Annotated in this window: 18 protein-coding genes and 2 riboswitches; of the genes, 15 read left to right on the forward strand and 3 right to left on the reverse strand. The window is 48.7% G+C overall.

Going from position 1 to position 15,652, the window contains the following annotated elements; translation table 11 throughout:
* Positions 1-110: 110 nt before the first annotated feature.
* Positions 111-1,283, reverse strand: a complete 1,173-nt coding sequence (locus FYJ53_RS07875; RefSeq protein ID WP_041690164.1) for a phosphoribosylaminoimidazolecarboxamide formyltransferase — start codon at positions 1,281-1,283, stop codon at positions 111-113.
* Positions 1,284-1,328: 45 nt separating this feature from the next.
* Positions 1,329-1,407: riboswitch (ZMP/ZTP riboswitch) on the reverse strand.
* A 427-nt stretch (positions 1,408-1,834) separates the two neighbouring features.
* On the opposite strand from FYJ53_RS07875, the gene FYJ53_RS07880 reads away from it, so the two are divergent.
* Positions 1,835-2,587 (forward strand): class B sortase, encoded by a 753-nt coding sequence (locus tag FYJ53_RS07880; protein ID WP_013380022.1) that lies wholly within the window; start codon positions 1,835-1,837, stop codon positions 2,585-2,587.
* 65 nt (positions 2,588-2,652) lie between these two features.
* Here FYJ53_RS07880 and FYJ53_RS07885 read toward each other — a convergent pair whose 3' ends face one another.
* Entirely contained in the window at positions 2,653-3,591 is a 939-nt protein-coding gene (locus tag FYJ53_RS07885; RefSeq protein ID WP_013380023.1) for a LysR family transcriptional regulator, read from the reverse strand.
* A 112-nt stretch (positions 3,592-3,703) separates the two neighbouring features.
* A riboswitch (cobalamin riboswitch) is annotated at positions 3,704-3,881 on the forward strand.
* A 92-nt stretch (positions 3,882-3,973) separates the two neighbouring features.
* On the opposite strand from FYJ53_RS07885, the gene FYJ53_RS07890 reads away from it, so the two are divergent.
* Genes FYJ53_RS07890 through FYJ53_RS07910 form a run of 5 tightly spaced genes read left to right on the forward strand, consistent with a single transcriptional unit; the run spans position 3,974 to position 9,294 of the window.
* The gene (locus FYJ53_RS07890) at positions 3,974-4,831 is read left to right on the forward strand and encodes an AAA family ATPase (protein WP_123876046.1); all 858 of its coding nucleotides are present in this window, start codon (positions 3,974-3,976) and stop codon (positions 4,829-4,831) included.
* Positions 4,812-6,356: a nitrogenase component 1 gene (locus FYJ53_RS07895; RefSeq protein ID WP_013380025.1), complete on the forward strand. Its 1,545-nt coding sequence runs from the start codon at positions 4,812-4,814 to the stop codon at positions 6,354-6,356. The genes FYJ53_RS07890 and FYJ53_RS07895 overlap by 20 nt, the downstream gene beginning before the upstream one ends.
* Before the next feature lie 22 nt (positions 6,357-6,378).
* Positions 6,379-7,467, forward strand: a complete 1,089-nt coding sequence (locus FYJ53_RS07900) for an ABC transporter substrate-binding protein (protein ID WP_013380026.1) — start codon at positions 6,379-6,381, stop codon at positions 7,465-7,467.
* A 19-nt stretch (positions 7,468-7,486) separates the two neighbouring features.
* The gene (locus FYJ53_RS07905) at positions 7,487-8,524 is read left to right on the forward strand and encodes an iron ABC transporter permease (RefSeq protein WP_013380027.1); all 1,038 of its coding nucleotides are present in this window, start codon (positions 7,487-7,489) and stop codon (positions 8,522-8,524) included.
* The gene (locus FYJ53_RS07910) at positions 8,521-9,294 is read left to right on the forward strand and encodes an ABC transporter ATP-binding protein (RefSeq protein ID WP_013380028.1); all 774 of its coding nucleotides are present in this window, start codon (positions 8,521-8,523) and stop codon (positions 9,292-9,294) included. The genes FYJ53_RS07905 and FYJ53_RS07910 overlap by 4 nt, the downstream gene beginning before the upstream one ends.
* 69 nt (positions 9,295-9,363) lie before the next feature.
* Here the strand turns inward: FYJ53_RS07910 and FYJ53_RS07915 are convergent, their stop codons facing one another.
* Positions 9,364-9,657: a helix-turn-helix transcriptional regulator gene (locus FYJ53_RS07915; RefSeq protein WP_013380029.1), complete on the reverse strand. Its 294-nt coding sequence runs from the start codon at positions 9,655-9,657 to the stop codon at positions 9,364-9,366.
* A gap of 195 nt (positions 9,658-9,852) precedes the next feature.
* On the opposite strand from FYJ53_RS07915, the gene FYJ53_RS07920 reads away from it, so the two are divergent.
* From FYJ53_RS07920 to FYJ53_RS07960, 9 genes are all read left to right on the forward strand, one after another.
* Positions 9,853-10,224 (forward strand): hypothetical protein, encoded by a 372-nt coding sequence (locus FYJ53_RS07920; protein WP_337926962.1) that lies wholly within the window; start codon positions 9,853-9,855, stop codon positions 10,222-10,224.
* A gap of 2 nt (positions 10,225-10,226) precedes the next feature.
* A complete protein-coding gene (locus FYJ53_RS07925; protein ID WP_013380031.1) occupies positions 10,227-10,517 on the forward strand; it encodes a ferredoxin family protein in 291 nt (96 codons plus the stop codon).
* Positions 10,514-11,362 (forward strand): glycine cleavage system protein GcvH, encoded by an 849-nt coding sequence (gcvH, locus tag FYJ53_RS07930; RefSeq protein WP_013380032.1) that lies wholly within the window; start codon positions 10,514-10,516, stop codon positions 11,360-11,362. Before FYJ53_RS07925 ends, gcvH begins: the two co-directional genes overlap by 4 nt.
* Positions 11,352-11,753, forward strand: coding sequence for a putative zinc-binding protein (locus FYJ53_RS07935; protein ID WP_013380033.1), 402 nt, complete (start codon positions 11,352-11,354; stop codon positions 11,751-11,753). The genes gcvH and FYJ53_RS07935 overlap by 11 nt, the downstream gene beginning before the upstream one ends.
* A gap of 3 nt (positions 11,754-11,756) precedes the next feature.
* Complete coding sequence (locus FYJ53_RS07940) at positions 11,757-12,155, forward strand: putative zinc-binding protein (RefSeq protein ID WP_013380034.1); 399 nt, start codon at positions 11,757-11,759, stop codon at positions 12,153-12,155.
* 242 nt (positions 12,156-12,397) lie between these two features.
* Positions 12,398-13,333 (forward strand): hypothetical protein, encoded by a 936-nt coding sequence (locus tag FYJ53_RS07945; RefSeq protein WP_013380036.1) that lies wholly within the window; start codon positions 12,398-12,400, stop codon positions 13,331-13,333.
* 4 nt (positions 13,334-13,337) lie between these two features.
* Positions 13,338-14,183, forward strand: coding sequence for a transporter substrate-binding domain-containing protein (locus FYJ53_RS07950; RefSeq protein ID WP_013380037.1), 846 nt, complete (start codon positions 13,338-13,340; stop codon positions 14,181-14,183).
* 16 nt (positions 14,184-14,199) lie between these two features.
* On the forward strand, positions 14,200-14,940 hold the full coding sequence (locus FYJ53_RS07955) for an amino acid ABC transporter permease (protein WP_013380038.1): 741 nt from the start codon (positions 14,200-14,202) through the stop codon (positions 14,938-14,940).
* Complete coding sequence (locus FYJ53_RS07960) at positions 14,937-15,650, forward strand: amino acid ABC transporter ATP-binding protein (protein ID WP_013380039.1); 714 nt, start codon at positions 14,937-14,939, stop codon at positions 15,648-15,650. Before FYJ53_RS07955 ends, FYJ53_RS07960 begins: the two co-directional genes overlap by 4 nt.
* Positions 15,651-15,652 lie beyond the last annotated feature (2 nt).

The following is a 15,652-nucleotide window of genomic DNA, read 5'->3' on the forward strand; positions in this document are numbered from 1 at the left end:
GATGTTTGAGCGTTTGTGATGGTGCAGAATGCCTAATGCTGTTCTCAGTCAAAAACCATAAAAAGCTGAGCGGCGAGCCCCGAAAAGGTCTCGCTGCTCAGCTTTAAAGTTTAATGGTGGAATAAGCGGACTCCGGTCATGGCCATGGCGATATTGTATTTATCACAGGCTTCAATGACAAGGTCGTCTCTGATCGAGCCACCGGACTGGGCGATACAGGTGACACCGCTTTTGTGCGCGCGTTCAATGTTGTCGCCAAAGGGGAAAAAGGCATCACTTCCAAGCGCGACACCGCTTATCTGGGACAGCCAGGCTTTCTTTTCCTCCCGAGATAAGGGCTCAGGTTTGCTTGTGAAAAACTCTGGCCATACATCATCAGCCAAAATGTCCTCAGCGTCGTCTGATATATAGACATCAATAGCATTGTCCCGGTTAGCCCGCTGCATATTTTCCTTAAAAGGCAGGTTCAGCACTTTTTCGTGGTAACGCAGCGCCCAGTTATCTGCTTTGTTACCTGCCAGGCGGGTGCAGTGGACACGGGACTGCTGCCCGGCGCCGATGCCGATGGCCTGTCCATCCTTGACATAGCAGACGGAATTTGACTGAGTGTATTTTAGAGTGACCAGTGCAATCAGGAGATTGACGCGGTCCGAAGCGCTGAGCGTCTGGTTCTTGGTTGGAATGTTCTGAAACAGGTCCTCGGTGATGGCCTGGTTGTTTCTGGCCTGTTCAAAGGTTATGCCAAAAACATCCTTATATTCCAGTGGAGCGGGCTCATAATCGGCATCGATCTGGAGAATAACATAATTTCCTTTTTTCTTTTCGGATAACAGCGCTAAAGCCTCTTCTGAGAATGAAGGGGCGATGATACCATCGCTGACTTCCATCGAAATATAGCGGGCGCAGGCCGCGTCACATTCGTCGCTCAGGGCGATAAAGTCGCCGTAGCTTGACATACGGTCACTGCCTCTTGCCCGGATATAGGCTGTGGCGGCAGGTGTGAGCTCCGTGTCCTCGACAAAGTACATTTTCTTTTCAATGTCGGTCAGGGGAACATACACAGCGGCGCCGGCAGGGCTGACGTGTTTAAAGCTTGTGGCGCTCGGCAGGCCTGTGGCTTCCTTTAATTCCCTGACGAGCTGCCAGCTGTTAAAGGCATCCAGCAGGTTGATGAAGCCGGGCTTTCCGTTTAGCACCTGAAGGGGAAGCTCACCATCCTTCATAAAAATTCGGGCAGGCTTCTGATTGGGATTGCAGCCATACTTTAATTCCAGTTCTTTCATTTTTTTCATCCTCCATGTCATATAAAAAGAGCCGACAGATCCGGACTCTTTTGCCCAGACGGTCGGCTCTTGATTATTATACTTCATGTGGTTTATTCCACTTCCGTCAGTCGTATAACTATAAAAACTTTATCATACTCTTAATCTGGTGTCAATGCATTTGTCAGTAATCGTATAAAACCTGTCGTGTCAAGTAGCACTCCCTGGCTCTTTTTCCTGACAAAGACAACAGAAGAAGGCCACGGAGCTGGACAATCCAGACGCGCTCTGCCATTTCTGCAGCGCCCGATGCAGGGAACACTGCGGACCGGGGTCTGTTTCACTGGGCAGAAGCGCATCGGCGTATAAGCCCGTGTTTGATTTGAGGCATTTTAGCTTTATTCTTTTTTAAGACAAGCATAAAATCCTTTTTGTTATCATTTAAGTCTTTATCAATTTAGAAAGATTTGATATAATGAATAACCATAAAAGGAGGTGGAAAGCCTTTGGGTTTTAAAACTATGGATGACAAAATATGGGTGCGCAAGGCCCGAAGGCTATAGAGCATAAATATGACAAAAAAGAAAGTAAAGAAAAAAAGAAGCGCAGTGCGCATTGTTGGAGACATCGTCATTATTCTGATCATCCTGTCCCTTTTGGGGGCGGCAGGATGGATGCTTTATAAGGAGTTTTTTCCCAACAATACGCCGATTCTTAAAATGCAGGTTACAAACCGCGAAGATAACAGCATCGACTGGGCGGCGCTGCGTGAGGTGAACCCCGAAACCGTTGGCTGGCTGAGTATTGAAGGGACAAATATTGATACCCCTGTGGTACAGACAACCGATAATGACAAATATCTGTACACCTCATTTAACGGAGAGTCGGATGAAAGGGGCGTGCCCTTTTTAGATATGAATTATAAATGGCAGCCTAAAAGCCAGAACTCTCTGATTTATGGGCACAGCACCATGCGCAGCGGTGTGCACGTCATGTTTGACGATCTGCTTTATTACTATAAAGACCCCAATTTTATCACAGAGCACAATAAAATTGTGTACAGAAGACCGCCAGAGCTGGGCGGTGATGGCGTTTGGGAAATTTTTGCCGTGCTGGTGGTTGAGCAGGATTATGATTACAGACAGTTGGAATTTGCCGACGATGAGAGCTTTCTGAACTATTACCAAAATATAAAGAATCAGAGCATTGTCGCAAGCAATGTGAGTGTACAGCCGGGTGACGAGATCCTCACGCTGTCCACCTGTATCTTTAATGTCGGACTCAATGACGGCCGCTTAGCCGTTATTGCCCGCCGGGTTTCATAAAAAATCGCCTGGCAGAAGATTGCAAAAGCCGTATCCACAGAGATACGGCTTTTTATTTTGCTTTTTCAGTCCCATTTCTCAAAGGCTTTTATTTTTTCAGTCAGGACTTTTATGTATTTTTCGCCGATCGCGCTTAAGCCGTGCTCGTTTCTGAGAATATATCCGGCGTGGAGCCGCTGGTCATTATCCAAAAGACGGATAGCCCTTACTTCGCTCATGTTGGAATGCATACGGTCAGCGTCGCTGTTGGTCAGGTCCGGTCCGATACTGAAACAGTTTGTGCCGCGAACCAGGGCAATTTTGGAGCAGCGGTCAATCACATGGATATTTTTATCCCAGATTTCATTGAACAGGATCTCCTCAGAGAAATGCATCATGCTGTCCTCCCCCTGGTCGTAAGTTACAAAAGGGTATTCCCTGAGCATATCCAGCGTCAGGGAGGTATTGCCGCTCAGAGGGTGTTTTTTCCGCAGGAAAACATAGGTGGTGAGCTGTCCCAGCTCATAAAAGCCCAGATTGCTGGAATCAAGGAGCTTTTGCATGGTATTGAGATAATGCTCGTTGATACACAGGATGCCGAGCTCACTGCGCCTGGACGCCACATCGTGTATGACCTCATGGGTCGGGCACTCGCGGATGGCAATGTCATAATGCCTGAGCTCAAGATCCTCGACAATCTGTATAAAGGACATGACCGAGAAGGGAAGGCGCTGGGTGGAAACGGAAAAGCGCATAGGCAGTGTTTTCCGATGCTTGTACCGCCTTTCAAGGTACTCGCTTTGCTCAACAATATCCTTGGCGTGGTTTAAGAAGTCCTGTCCCTCAAAGGTGACCTCAATGCCACGGTTGTTTCGTTTAAAAATTGAGATGCCGAGCTGCTGCTCGACCTCACGCACTGCGGTGGAGAGCGTTGACTGTGAGACAAAAAGCGACTTGGCGGCAGACGAGATCGAGTGGTGCTTTGCGATCTCGACGATGTATTTCATGTTCTGCATGGAGATCATATTGATACGATTCCTTTCCTCTGTTTTAATTATACTATCAAAAAATACGATAGCTGGCAATCAAAAATTGAGTTAATTGCAGTGGTTGTGAATTATCAGATATCGTGATATAATATAGCAAAATTACATAGAAGACTTGTTGCATGAAAACCGGTGAGAATCCGGTACGGTGCCGCCACTGTAAGGGGGAGCCGCTGTAAGTTTTATCAACACTGGAGAGCAGTCTCTGGGAAGTTGTTACAGCTGGCAATGAACCCAAGTCAGGATACTTCAACATTTCTTGTTTATACCTAACCTAACGGATCATTGGGAGAGGGTGTTGCTTGTGTTGAGGAACTCTTCTGATGAATCGGTCAGAAGAGTTTTTTTAATGGGAGAAATTATGGAAAAAAGCAGTAAAAGAATTGCGTTTTATGGAAAGGGCGGCATTGGAAAGTCGACCATTGCGGCCAATGTATCCGCCGCCTTCGCCAAAATGGGAAAAAGGGTGCTGCACATAGGCTGTGACCCCAAAGCTGATTCAACGCGGTGTCTGATGAAAAAGCGGATTCCCACAGTCATTCAAAGGCTGAATGAAAAAGGGGAACAGGTGACAACTCAGGATATTCTGTTTACGAGTGAGACAGGTGTGGCGTGTGTAGAGGCCGGAGGGCCGGAGGCAGGTATTGGCTGCGCAGGAATGGGGATCGCCACTACTCTGGAGACATTGGAAAAGCTTGGGATATTTGAAGCGGGCTGGGACTTAATCACCTATGATGTGCTGGGCGATGTGGTCTGCGGTGGGTTTTCAATGCCTATGAGAAAAAAGTGTGTGGATCAGGTATATATTGTCACCTCCTCTGAGCTGATGTCGCTTTACGCCGCCAACAATATCATGAAGAGCATTGTCCGGTACTCTGCCGGGACACAGCCGTTGTTTGGAGGACTGATCCACAACCGGGCACGTCCCGGTACGGATCACCAGGTTGTTGAGTGCTTTGGCAGCAAGACAGGCAGCCCGATTACGGCTTCTGTCTGCCAAAGTGACACGCTTCGCCTTGCGGACTATCGGAGGACAACTGTTTTTGAACAGCGAGAGGGTGAGGTGCTTCAAAAAAGCTTTATGGCATTGGCCAAAGCCATAGCCAGCCAGAAAGGGAAGCTATGGCCGAAGCCGCTTTCCGACGCGGATATGGATAACCTGGGTGAGACACTCTATCAGCTTGAGAAGGAGGACCGTCATGGGCGCAGCAGCTGTTGAGAAGGCGCAGCCAGGCATGGGAGATGAAGCGCTGTCCAGACTTCTTTTCCAGACCGAGGGTGTGCGTGTTCTGGCAGTGGGGCCGCCGGCCTGTCTCCGAATTCTTTATTTCAGAGCGATGGAGAAGGAAGCGCTCAGCCGTCTGAGGCTCTGTCCTGTTTCCAGGCTGGAGTACACACTTGGCAGTTATGTACCCAGGGTTCGTAGGATGATTGAGGAGCTTGTCATGACCAGTGGGACAAAAGGGGTGGTGCTTTATGTCTCCTGTCCAGACCTGCTCACACAGACCGATTTTGAGGCCATGATGTCGGAGGCAGATAACCCTCATAATGTGCCGGTCGCTGTTTTCAGGCGAGGCCCCATGGAAAAACGGAAGAGGAAGCCTGTGGAGCGGCTTGAAGAAATACTTCGGGGCTTTGAGACGGCTCGGGAAAACCACTGGGTTGGAAAGGATGCGTGCCTTTGTCCACCGCCGCCTCTGGCAGCAGATTACAGCGGTGCGATGACGGCTTTTGAAAAGGACCGCGCCCTCTGTACCTGCCTGGTAACAGGCTCAGGCTGTGCCTCCTGCCCCAGATCCATTGACAGTTTCAGCGGGAAGCCCTTCTGGTATTCAAAGATGAATGACCTTCAGATAACATTGGGTGCGGCTGAGAGCATTGAGAAGGGCATCGGGGCTGTCATGCAGGAAGAAAAAAGGCGCTCGGCGTTCATTGTCGGCACGCCGCTGACTGCCATGACAGGTATTGATGACAGTTCTTTCCCAGTGCTGAAGGAAAAAATATTCATACAGACCGACGGGTTTCAAGATGCCCTTGACGGCACCCGGCAAGCACTGTCTACCGTTTCAAGACAGGAGATGCGGCGCTGTGAATACACCGAAAAGCGCATTAATCTTGTGGGATATACGCCCTTTCTTTTTGGAAACCAGCGGCAATTTGAGACGATTGCGCACGATCTGGAGCGATTGGGCTATGCTGTTTACTGGCTGGGAGGCGGAACGCTCGCGGACTTTAGAGACGCGCCAAAAGCAAAGGCCAACTGGGTTATCTCAGAAGCAGGCCTTGATCTGGCAAAATGGATGGAAAAGCAGTATGGTACGCCGTGGTTTTATCAGATGCCTGTCAGCGTAAGCGGCGTCCGGACAGCTTATCAATACCTGGAAAGCATAACCGGGGACGCTGTGTTTCAGGGCTGCACCGAAGATCCGGCGCCTTCAGAGCAGCCGGTAAGAACCGCTGTGATGATCGGCAGCCATGAACTGAACCGCCAGGTAAGTGTGGCCCTGAGAAATGAATTTATTGTTGAGTGCACCATAGTTGAGGCTCGTTCTTTTGGGTGGCCTTTGGATAGAGAAACGGATTATGTCATCGCAGATCCGCTGTATTTTCAGTATCTTCCTGAAGGTGCAGCGCTCAGGGTTCCCTTACCCTTTCCGGCACTTAGCGGAAACCGTTATGTGAAACGGGACTATTGTATCATTGGCCGAAAAGGACACCAGTATTTAAAACAGTTTTTTATGTAATCTAAAAATAAAGGAGTTTAAAATGAAAAAAAAATGGTTAAAAGCAGCAGGCCTGTGCCTGGCTGTCAGTTTGATTTTTGGAGGCTGCGCCAGCAGCGGAAATACCGCAGAAAATGCAGACAAAGTGGAGGCGCATGTCATAACCGATGAGGGCGGTAATCAGGTAGAGCTGCCGGAAAAGATCACCAAGGTGGCCATTACCCCGATTCCGTGGGCATCGGCAGTGTGGACGATTGACGGGGGAAGCGACCGGATTGTGTCCATTAACCCCAGCGCGATGGCCCAGTATAAAAAGAGCTTTATGACTAAGCTGGCGCCGGAATTTGCGGATATTTCCACAGGAGAAATCTCTCAGGATTTTTCCATTAACATCGAAGAGCTTATGAAGCTTTCACCAGAGGTGGCATTTATCTGGAATGACCAGGAGGCTGAGGCCGAAAAGCTGAAGGCTGTTGGCATTACCCCTGTGATGCTGAACTACGCCGAAAACCTTGAGAACCTCAAAAAAGATTTAACACTGGTGGGCAGGGTTCTGAACAAGGAGGATTTTACCCAGGAGCTCATTGATTACCACAATGATACCGAGACATACTTTATTAACAAAAAAGATCAAGTTGCCGCGGCAGACCAAAAGAGCGTTCTCTATCTGCAGAATAAAAAGCTGAGCGTCGCAGGGTCCAAAAATATTAACAACTACCTCCTTGAACTGACAGGTGGGCGCAATGTTGCCGCCGGCTTAGAGAAAAAGTGGGCAGAGGTTAATATGGAGCAGATCATGGAATGGAACCCTGAGATCATCTACCTCTCAAATTTTGACGACACCATGCCAGAGGATTTATATGAAAATAAAATTGAAGGCCAGGACTGGAGTAATATTGACGCAGTCAAAAACCACCGTGTTTACAAAACCCCGGTAGGGACTCTGCGCTGGGATGCCCCATGTGTGGAAACACCGCTGATGCTTAAGTGGATGGGCAGCATCCAGCAGCCTGAAATCTTTTCGGATTATGATATCCGGAGCGACATTAAAGATTTCTACAAGAAGTTTTTTAATCACGATTTAGCCGAAGAAGAGATCGACACCATTTATAATGTGAAAGCAAACCAGTAAAGCTTGAAGAGGAGAGAATATGGATACAGCGGGACTTAAAAAGAAAATCAACCAGAAATACGATGCTGTTTTCGCTGGACTGATCCTCGTTTTGATTTTGGCCGGGATTCTGGCCTTGTGCCTGGGGCGTTACTGGATACCCTTTCCCGATGTGGTTAAAGTGCTTTTATCCAGAGTTTTTCCGGTTTCGGGAAGCTGGGACGCCAATACAGAGAGCGTGGTCATGACCCTTCGTCTGCCGCGTGTAGCGGCAGCGGTACTGGTTGGCGGCTCTCTGGCTTTATCTGGCGCGGTTTATCAGGGCGTTTTTCAAAATCCTCTGGTGGCGCCGGATTTGCTGGGGGTATCCTCTGGGGCCTGTATTGGCGCGGCCCTTGCCATTCTTTTCAGTGTCGGTACCTTTGGTGTGCAGGTTGGCGCTTTTATCGGGGGCATTATCGCAGTCATGATCACAACCGCCATCCCCAGAGTCATCAAAAACAATTCCAATATGATGCTGGTGCTGGCTGGTATCATTGTTACAGGGCTTATGAACTCCATTATGGGGATCATCAAGTATATTGCTGACCCCGAGACGCAGCTGGCAGAGATTACCTACTGGCAGATGGGCAGCATTGCAAAGGTACTGCCAAACAGTCTTCTGATGATCTGCCCTGCGGTGCTTATCTCCACAGTGGTATTGATGGCAATGCGATGGCGGATTAACGTGCTGTCCCTCGGAGAGACAGAGGCCAAAAGTCTTGGGATCACCATCAAAACAACACGGATGATCGTGATTGTCTGCGCGACACTGCTGACAGCCTGCTCCGTCTGTATCTGTGGGACCATCGGCTGGGTCGGGCTGGTTGTGCCGCATCTCGGCAGGCTTTTGGTAGGGCCAGATAATATGAAACTGCTGCCAGTCTCTTTTGTAGTCGGCGGGATTTTTCTGCTGGTGGTGGATACCATTGCCCGGACACTCACAAGCGCCGAGCTGCCCCTGAGCATTTTAACCGGACTGATCGGCGCGCCCTTTTATTTTTATCTGCTTAAGAAGCAAAGGATGAACCTCTCATGAAGCTGGAAGTCAATAATCTTAGTTTTAAATATTTAAACAGCCGCGTTATCTTTGATCAGGTGAATTTCGAACTTGAAAAAGGTCAGATATTATCTGTTTTAGGGCCAAACGGAGCGGGAAAATCGACATTGCTGAACTGCATTGGAAATCTAATGACACCGCAGAAGGGAAAAATTCGGCTGAACGGGGAAGCCGTCGATAAAATGCCGCCCAAAAAAGTGGCACAGAGAATTGGCTATGTGCCGCAAATTCATATTCCCACCTACGAGTACACCGTCAGAGAGTTTGTAGTCATGGGGCGCACCCCTTATCTGGGAAAAATGCGTTCACCGGGCGACGCCGACTACGAGCAGGTGGAGCGGGCGCTGGATATGGTAGGCATAAAGCATCTTATTGAAAAGCCCTATACACAGATCAGCGGCGGAGAGAGACAGCTTGTAACCATTGCCAGAGCCATTGTGCAGGAGCCGGATTTTATCCTTCTGGATGAGCCGACAGCCCATCTGGACTTTGGCAACCAGATTAAGACCATGCGCCTTGTCAAAAAATTGGCTGAAAATGGATTTGGTATTATCATGACAACGCACAATCCCGACCAGGTGTTTTATACCGGTGGTTTTGTTGCCTTGTTAGACCGGCAGGGAAAACTGCACTGCGGAGTGCCTGAGGATATCCTCACAGAGCCAGCTCTCACACAACTCTATCAGGAAAGAGTCTGTGTGTTTTATTCGGATGAGCTGAAACGCCAGGTGTGTATATCGGGGATTTAATGGATGAAAAAATGTAAATTAAAAAAACGCGGCGGATACCCAGTGACAGGTACCCGCTGCGTTTTTTATTTATTTAAACTGGCTCAGATATTCCCGGCCCATGGCTTCTGCCGCAGCAATGAGGGCAGCGGCGCTTTTTAAAGCGACATGGTAGTGTGTCTGGACGCCAACCTTTTCACTCTCAATGATGCCAGCTTCCTTCAGTATTTTCAGGTGTTGGGAAAGATTGGGCTGGCTGAACTCAAGGTTCTCTTTCAGCTCACAGACACAGTGGGGCTTGTCCAGTAAAAATTTAACGATTTTTAAGCGGATGGGGTGGCCCATCGCTTTTAATATTTTGACGGATAACGCTTCAATATCCATATTAAGCCTCTTTTCTATAATAATATAATTGATCTATTATATAATGATTATATAGGATGTATGGTTAAAAAACAAGAGACCTAGCGGATTAATAAAAAGGAATTGACAAATTCCCGATATAAAATGCCTTGACTTTCCCCTGAAAACGTAATATTATAAATATATAATTAAATAATTATATAAAGAGGTGCTAATGTGAATGGAGAATTGCCGGGTTTTATAATGTGTGTGTGTACGGGAAAATGTCCGGGATTTCAGGCGATGGATATATGGGATTTTATCAATCAGGTGCGTGTGGAGCTGCCTGTGGAGTATGCCGTCATTCATCCGCAGCTGTGTGAGGAGGATGGGGACCGTTTTTGGGCAGATTTTTTAAAAACACATCGAAAACTTATAATTGGCGCCTGTGCGCCGAATATGCAGCGAAAAATGTTTAAGGATGCCTTTAGGGAGGCTGGGATGGATATTGAAAAGGATGCGGTTATGCTGGATATCCGGGATATGACAAACGAGCAGGCTTTTGAAAAGCTTGAAAAAGCCCTTGAAGCTATGGGACTGGAGGTTTAAGTATGAGTGACACAACATTTATGGGCGTGGAAAGAAACCGGATTGACTGGTTCCCCCGCATTGATTACAGCAAATGCAGCGATTGTATGGACTGCGTGGATTTCTGTCCGCACCGGGTATTTGAAGTGCAGGAGGGCAGCGTGCACCAGCTGGTGGTAAAAAATCCGGTAAACTGCGTGGTTTTTTGCCGTGCCTGCGGAAAGACCTGCGGTCCGGAGGCCATCACATTTCCAGATAAAGCAGCGACAACCCAGGCCATCAAAGCAATGCGGAGAGAGGATAAAAAATCATGAAGAAGGATTTTTGCGTGCTTCCCTGTAACGGGCTGGATAAATTCGTGGGCTCGCTGACCCGCGAAGTCGCCCTTAAGCTTTTGGAAAATGGCGATCATGAGATGATCTGTCCGGTGCTGTACCACACCGCAGAGAAACAATACAGGAAGGCACTGGCTGAAAAGCCGCTGCTGGTCATTGACGGCTGTAATACGAAATGTGCCAGCAAACTGGCTGCCGAAAAAAATTTAAAGGTATCTGAACGGATCAATGTGAGTGAGAGCGCCAGGGAAAGGGGCTTTCCATTAATCGATTATCTGGAAATGGATGAATCCGTTGAAGACTTTGTAAATGCCCTCGCCGACGGTTTTGAGACAAAGCCCGACGAGGGTGAAGCCTCTGTCTTTGAGATGCCAAATCCCATCCATTACAGGTCCTTTTCCAAGGGGAAATTTATTTTCAAAGTCCCTGAGAGCGATTATTACTTCAATGAGAATGACTGCTGGGCTCTTGTGAAAAATGGCATTGCCCGTGTAGGTATAACAGATTTTGTCCAGCAGAACCTGTCCGATATTTTGTTTGTAGATTTTCCAGAGGTTGGACGGGAGCTTGCTCAGTTTGACGATGTGGGCTCAGTAGAATCCGGGAAATCAATTTTTGAGCTGGTTTCACCGGTCAGCGGTGTGGTTACAGCCATCAATACAGCCCTGGAGGAAGCCCCTGAGCTTGTCAACGAAAGCCCTTATGAAGCGGGCTGGATCGCGGAGATAAGGCTGGAGCAATGGGAGGAGGACACCGAAATGCTTATCCGTGATGAGGCGTATTATGAAATCATGAAGAGGAAGGTGGAAGAAATTGAAATCTAAGGTAAAGGTTATTCCATGCAGCGGTATTGGAAAGGTGCTTGGGCTGATTGCCCGTGAATCAGCCTTGAGGGTGACGGGTGAGCTGCTGCCCGAGACAACCGAGAGCCTGTGCCTGGCCCACATTGTCACCGGCGATGATGAAATTGTCGCGAAAATAGAAGGGCAGCCCTGTATCACCATCGACGGCTGTGCCAAATGCTGCGCGCAGAAAAGTGTGGAGGCCGCGGGAGGAAACATCTGTAATAAGCACCGTGTGATTGATTTTATGAAACCGCACCGGGGCGAGGAACATGGCAACGGAACCCGTCTGACAGAGGACGGCTGGAAATTCGCTGATGAGCTGGCCGAAGTTATGGCAGAAGAAGCAAAAGCAGTGCTGGAAGGAGAGTAGGCAATGGGCGAACAGAATATTGGGATTATCGCGTGCAGTGGTGAGGAATGTCTGGGCGGAACCCTTTCACGGCTGGCAGTCCGCAAGATGATGGAGGAGCTGAGGCCTGGAGAAGTCAGCACCCTGTGCCTGCCCCTGTTCATCGCAGGCGGCGAGCAGGAACGGGCCTTTGCCCAGAACCATCCAACTATATCAGTGGATGGCTGCAGCCTGTGCTGTGCCAGACGCGCCATTGAAAAATACAGCGGTCCGGTATCAGGAATGGTCGATGTGGAGACGCTTCTGGAAAAAAAGACAGCGCTGAAGGACAGCGTGGTTTCGACAAAAAACTTAACACCTGAGCAGTTTAAGCTTGTGGACGTGGTAGCAAAAGAAATTGTCCGGATTTTTGACACGCTGTGAGAATGTACGGTACTCTGGGCAAAAGGCCTTTCATGATTGGATGAGGATCATGAAAGGCCTTTTTTTAATGGCGCTTTTCAAGAAGAGTCTTAAGGAAAGTTTAAAGTAAAAAGCCTGTAAAATCCCAATAGTTTCCATTTGGAAACTACCCCACAATATTGTGCCTTCTTCACAGCTGGCACGCGCTGTTTTATGATAGAAGTGTGAAAAAAAATCATGAACCACGAATCGAGGTGAGCCGGTTGTCTTTTAAAAATATGATGACAAAAGAAGACGGTATAGGCCGAAAGATCCGCTGGCTGAAAAAAGCCATTGAAACAGCGGAGGCGGTATTGATCGGCGCTGGGGCCGGCTTGTCGTCCTCCGCGGGCATGACCTATTCTGGTGATCGCTTTAAATGGCTTTTTCCGGATTTTATCAGGGCTTACCATTTTCCGGATATGTATTCGGCAGGCTTTTATCCCTACGACACGCCGGAGGAGCACTGGGGCTACTGGAGCCGGTATATCTACCATAACCGCTACGAAGAGAATGACCGCAAGCCCTATGAAATACTCCTTGGGCTTGTCGGACATAAGGATTATTTTGTGCTTACGACCAATGTTGACCATCAGTTCCAGCTGTCAGGCTTTGATAAGAAAAGGCTGTTTTATACGCAGGGGGACTATGGTCTGTGGCAGTGTTCAAGGCCCTGCTGTGATAAAACATGGGACAATGAGGCCGCAGTCAGGAGAATGGTCACATCGCAGAAGGACCGGCGGATTCCATCAGCATTTTTACCGCATTGCCCGGTATGCGGCGCGCCGATGACAATGAATCTCCGCTGCGACAATAACTTTGTCCAGGATGAGGGCTGGTATGCGGCGCACAGCCGATATGAGGATTTCTTCCGCCGACATAAAAGCTCGAGGCTTTTGCTTTTGGAGCTCGGGGTAGGCGGAAAGACACCGGTGATCATTAAATATCCATTTTGGCAGATGACTGCTGAAAATCCAAGGGCCGCTTTCGCTTGTATCAATCTGGGAGAGGCAGTATGTCCACAGGATATTGCGAAGCAGTCTGTCTGTATCGACGGTGATATTGGGAAGGTGCTCCTGGAGCTCAAAAACGACAGGGGGAGTGACGCTGAGGCTGTAGCGTCTCTAGCGTGCTCAGAGAATAAAAAAAGTAAGGAGTAAGACAATGAAAAAGATAACAGGTGTGTTTGTGAGTATTTTGATGGCGGTTTTGATTTTGGCCGGCTGTTCCGGCCAGGGAGGCAGCGCCCAGAGCGGAGAAGCTCCGCTTAAGGTTGCCATGGACCTGAAATTTCCGCCTTTTACAGAGATGGATGAAAATGGCAATCCCAAAGGGATCGAGGTGGATATCGCCAAAGCCTTTGGCGATTACCTCGGACGAGAGGTCGAGATAATCAATACAGATTTTTCCATGCTTATTCCAGCGCTGGAAACAGGAGAAGCTGACATTATCATCTGTGACATGACAGTCAATGAGGAGCGAAAAGAAGTGGTTGATTTTTCAGAGCCTTATCTGTATGGGCGGACTCTGGCGCTGGTGGGCAAAGATTTTGCTGTACGGAACAATGTTACAGATGAAATGAAGCCAGAGGACTTCTTTGCCATTAAGGACGCCAGATATGTCGGGCTGGCAGGCACGATCTCCGTGTCGGTTCCCCAGAGCTATGGTATCCCGGTTGAGGAGATCACAGATGTGGCCAGCGGTTTAATGGAGATAAACAACGGAACCGCAGATGTGTTTGTGGGAGCAAACACGATCATCGGTAATCATGATGCTTATCCGGATACCACAGAAATTTACTGGGGCATTAAAGAATACAGCCAGTCCGCAATGGCGGTTAAAAAGGGCAATACCGAGCTGCTGGACCAGGCCAACGCTTTTGTAAAAACCATGTATGAGGACGGCGGATTCTACAAGACAGCCGGCGATAAATACGATGAGGCGATCCATAATTATTTGAAGGATGACAGCCTTGGCCTTGATTTTATCATTTATCCGCCAAAGCAATAGGAAGGACGTGCGGATTATGGTAAGAAAGTACAGCAGGCCGCTTCAATACCTGGCGGCAGGCGTTCTGTTTTTTCTTTTGATCCTTTATGTTCTGGGCCATACCACCGATCACCCGCGGTACCACCTGATTCTTGACCAGTGGCCTTTACTTCTGAGCGGCGTAGGCTATACGCTGCTGGTAAGCGCCATCACCCTGGTTCTGAGCGCTGTGCTTGGATTTGTTATTTACCTGATGATGAAAAGCCGCATTCCTTTTATCAAAGGGATCGCGGTTGTTTTCAGAGAGATCATCATGGGAACGCCGCTCTTAGTTATGGTTTTTCTGGCGGTCTATGTGCTGGGAGAGGCCGTGCATATAAACAACAAGTTTGTACTTGGCATTGCGGCCTTAACCCTGTACACAGCCCCCTATGTGGCCAACTCCTACCAGAGCGCAGCGGAGGTGATTGATGAGGACCAGTATGTGGTTATGCAGCTCTACCATTTCACAGGTTTTCAGAAGTATTTTTATGTGATTCTGCCTCAGATGGTAAAGCCTCTGCTGCCGGCGTTCATCAATCACCTCTCAGGGATCATTAAGGGTTCTGCGCTGCTGAAGGTCGTTTCCTTTCCGGAAATCGCCTATGTGATCACCGTGATCGCAGCCAAAAACTGGGCTTCGGTAGAGGGCTATCTGGTAATGTGGATCGCGTATCTGGCTGTGACAATCCCGCTGTCGCTTTTGGCTCAGGTTATTGGAAGGAGGCTTTCACAGTGAGAATAGAGCTGCAACAGGTTACAAAGAAGTATGACACCTGTGTATTAAAAAATTTGAATCTTCTAATTGAAGATAAAAAGGCCGTTGGTATTATGGGCGCTTCGGGCTGCGGCAAATCAACCCTGCTGCGCCAGCTGGCAGGGATCGAGTTTCCAGAGGAGGGAACCATCAAGGTGAATGATACAGTGGTTAACCGGGAAACCGTTCAGGCATACCAGCGGGAGATCGGTGTTGTGTTTCAAAAGCACAGCCTTTTTCCCCATCTGACCCTCAGGAAAAATATTCTGCTGATCCTTGAAACGATTAAGCGTGTGAGCCCAGATGCGGCTGAGCTTAAGGCCAGCGGGCTCCTTGACCAGTTTCATCTCACGGAGCAGGCTGATAAGCTGCCCCGCCATGTGTCCGGTGGCCAGGCCCAGAGGGCGTCCATTGCCAGAGCGCTGTGCACAGAGCCAGAGCTTCTGTTTCTGGATGAACCAACAGCAGCCCTTGACCCGATTCTGACTGGCGAGGTTCTGGAGGCCATCACTGAGCTTAAGCATCTGGGAAAAGACTGTATTTTTGTCACGCATGAGATTGACTTTCTCAAAAAGTTTGCCGACTATTTTGTGTTCATGGACGAGGGAGAAATCGTTGAGCATGGGCCGGCAGGGCTGCTTGAGTCGCCTGAGACAAAGAAGCTGGCTGCATTTCTGAGAAGGGAGGAATAGAA

This window comes from Eubacterium sp. BL-380-WT-2B, assembly GCF_009696115.1.
Lineage (GTDB): Bacteria > Bacillota > Clostridia > Eubacteriales > Eubacteriaceae > Eubacterium > Eubacterium callanderi.

Bases quoted from the DNA above. Each gene is read 5' to 3' on its own strand.
- FYJ53_RS07875 (WP_041690164.1), bottom strand. From the start codon at position 1,283: ATGAAAGAACTGGAATTAAAGTATGGCTGCAATCCCAATCAGAAGCCT.
- FYJ53_RS07880 (WP_013380022.1), top strand. From the start codon at position 1,835: ATGACAAAAAAGAAAGTAAAGAAAAAAAGAAGCGCAGTGCGCATTGTT.
- FYJ53_RS07885 (WP_013380023.1), bottom strand. From the start codon at position 3,591: ATGATCTCCATGCAGAACATGAAATACATCGTCGAGATCGCAAAGCAC.
- FYJ53_RS07890 (WP_123876046.1), top strand. From the start codon at position 3,974: ATGGAAAAAAGCAGTAAAAGAATTGCGTTTTATGGAAAGGGCGGCATT.
- FYJ53_RS07895 (WP_013380025.1), top strand. From the start codon at position 4,812: ATGGGCGCAGCAGCTGTTGAGAAGGCGCAGCCAGGCATGGGAGATGAA.
- FYJ53_RS07900 (WP_013380026.1), top strand. From the start codon at position 6,379: ATGAAAAAAAAATGGTTAAAAGCAGCAGGCCTGTGCCTGGCTGTCAGT.
- FYJ53_RS07905 (WP_013380027.1), top strand. From the start codon at position 7,487: ATGGATACAGCGGGACTTAAAAAGAAAATCAACCAGAAATACGATGCT.
- FYJ53_RS07910 (WP_013380028.1), top strand. From the start codon at position 8,521: ATGAAGCTGGAAGTCAATAATCTTAGTTTTAAATATTTAAACAGCCGC.
- FYJ53_RS07915 (WP_013380029.1), bottom strand. From the start codon at position 9,657: ATGGATATTGAAGCGTTATCCGTCAAAATATTAAAAGCGATGGGCCAC.
- FYJ53_RS07925 (WP_013380031.1), top strand. From the start codon at position 10,227: ATGAGTGACACAACATTTATGGGCGTGGAAAGAAACCGGATTGACTGG.
- gcvH (WP_013380032.1), top strand. From the start codon at position 10,514: ATGAAGAAGGATTTTTGCGTGCTTCCCTGTAACGGGCTGGATAAATTC.
- FYJ53_RS07940 (WP_013380034.1), top strand. From the start codon at position 11,757: ATGGGCGAACAGAATATTGGGATTATCGCGTGCAGTGGTGAGGAATGT.
- FYJ53_RS07950 (WP_013380037.1), top strand. From the start codon at position 13,338: ATGAAAAAGATAACAGGTGTGTTTGTGAGTATTTTGATGGCGGTTTTG.
- FYJ53_RS07955 (WP_013380038.1), top strand. From the start codon at position 14,200: ATGGTAAGAAAGTACAGCAGGCCGCTTCAATACCTGGCGGCAGGCGTT.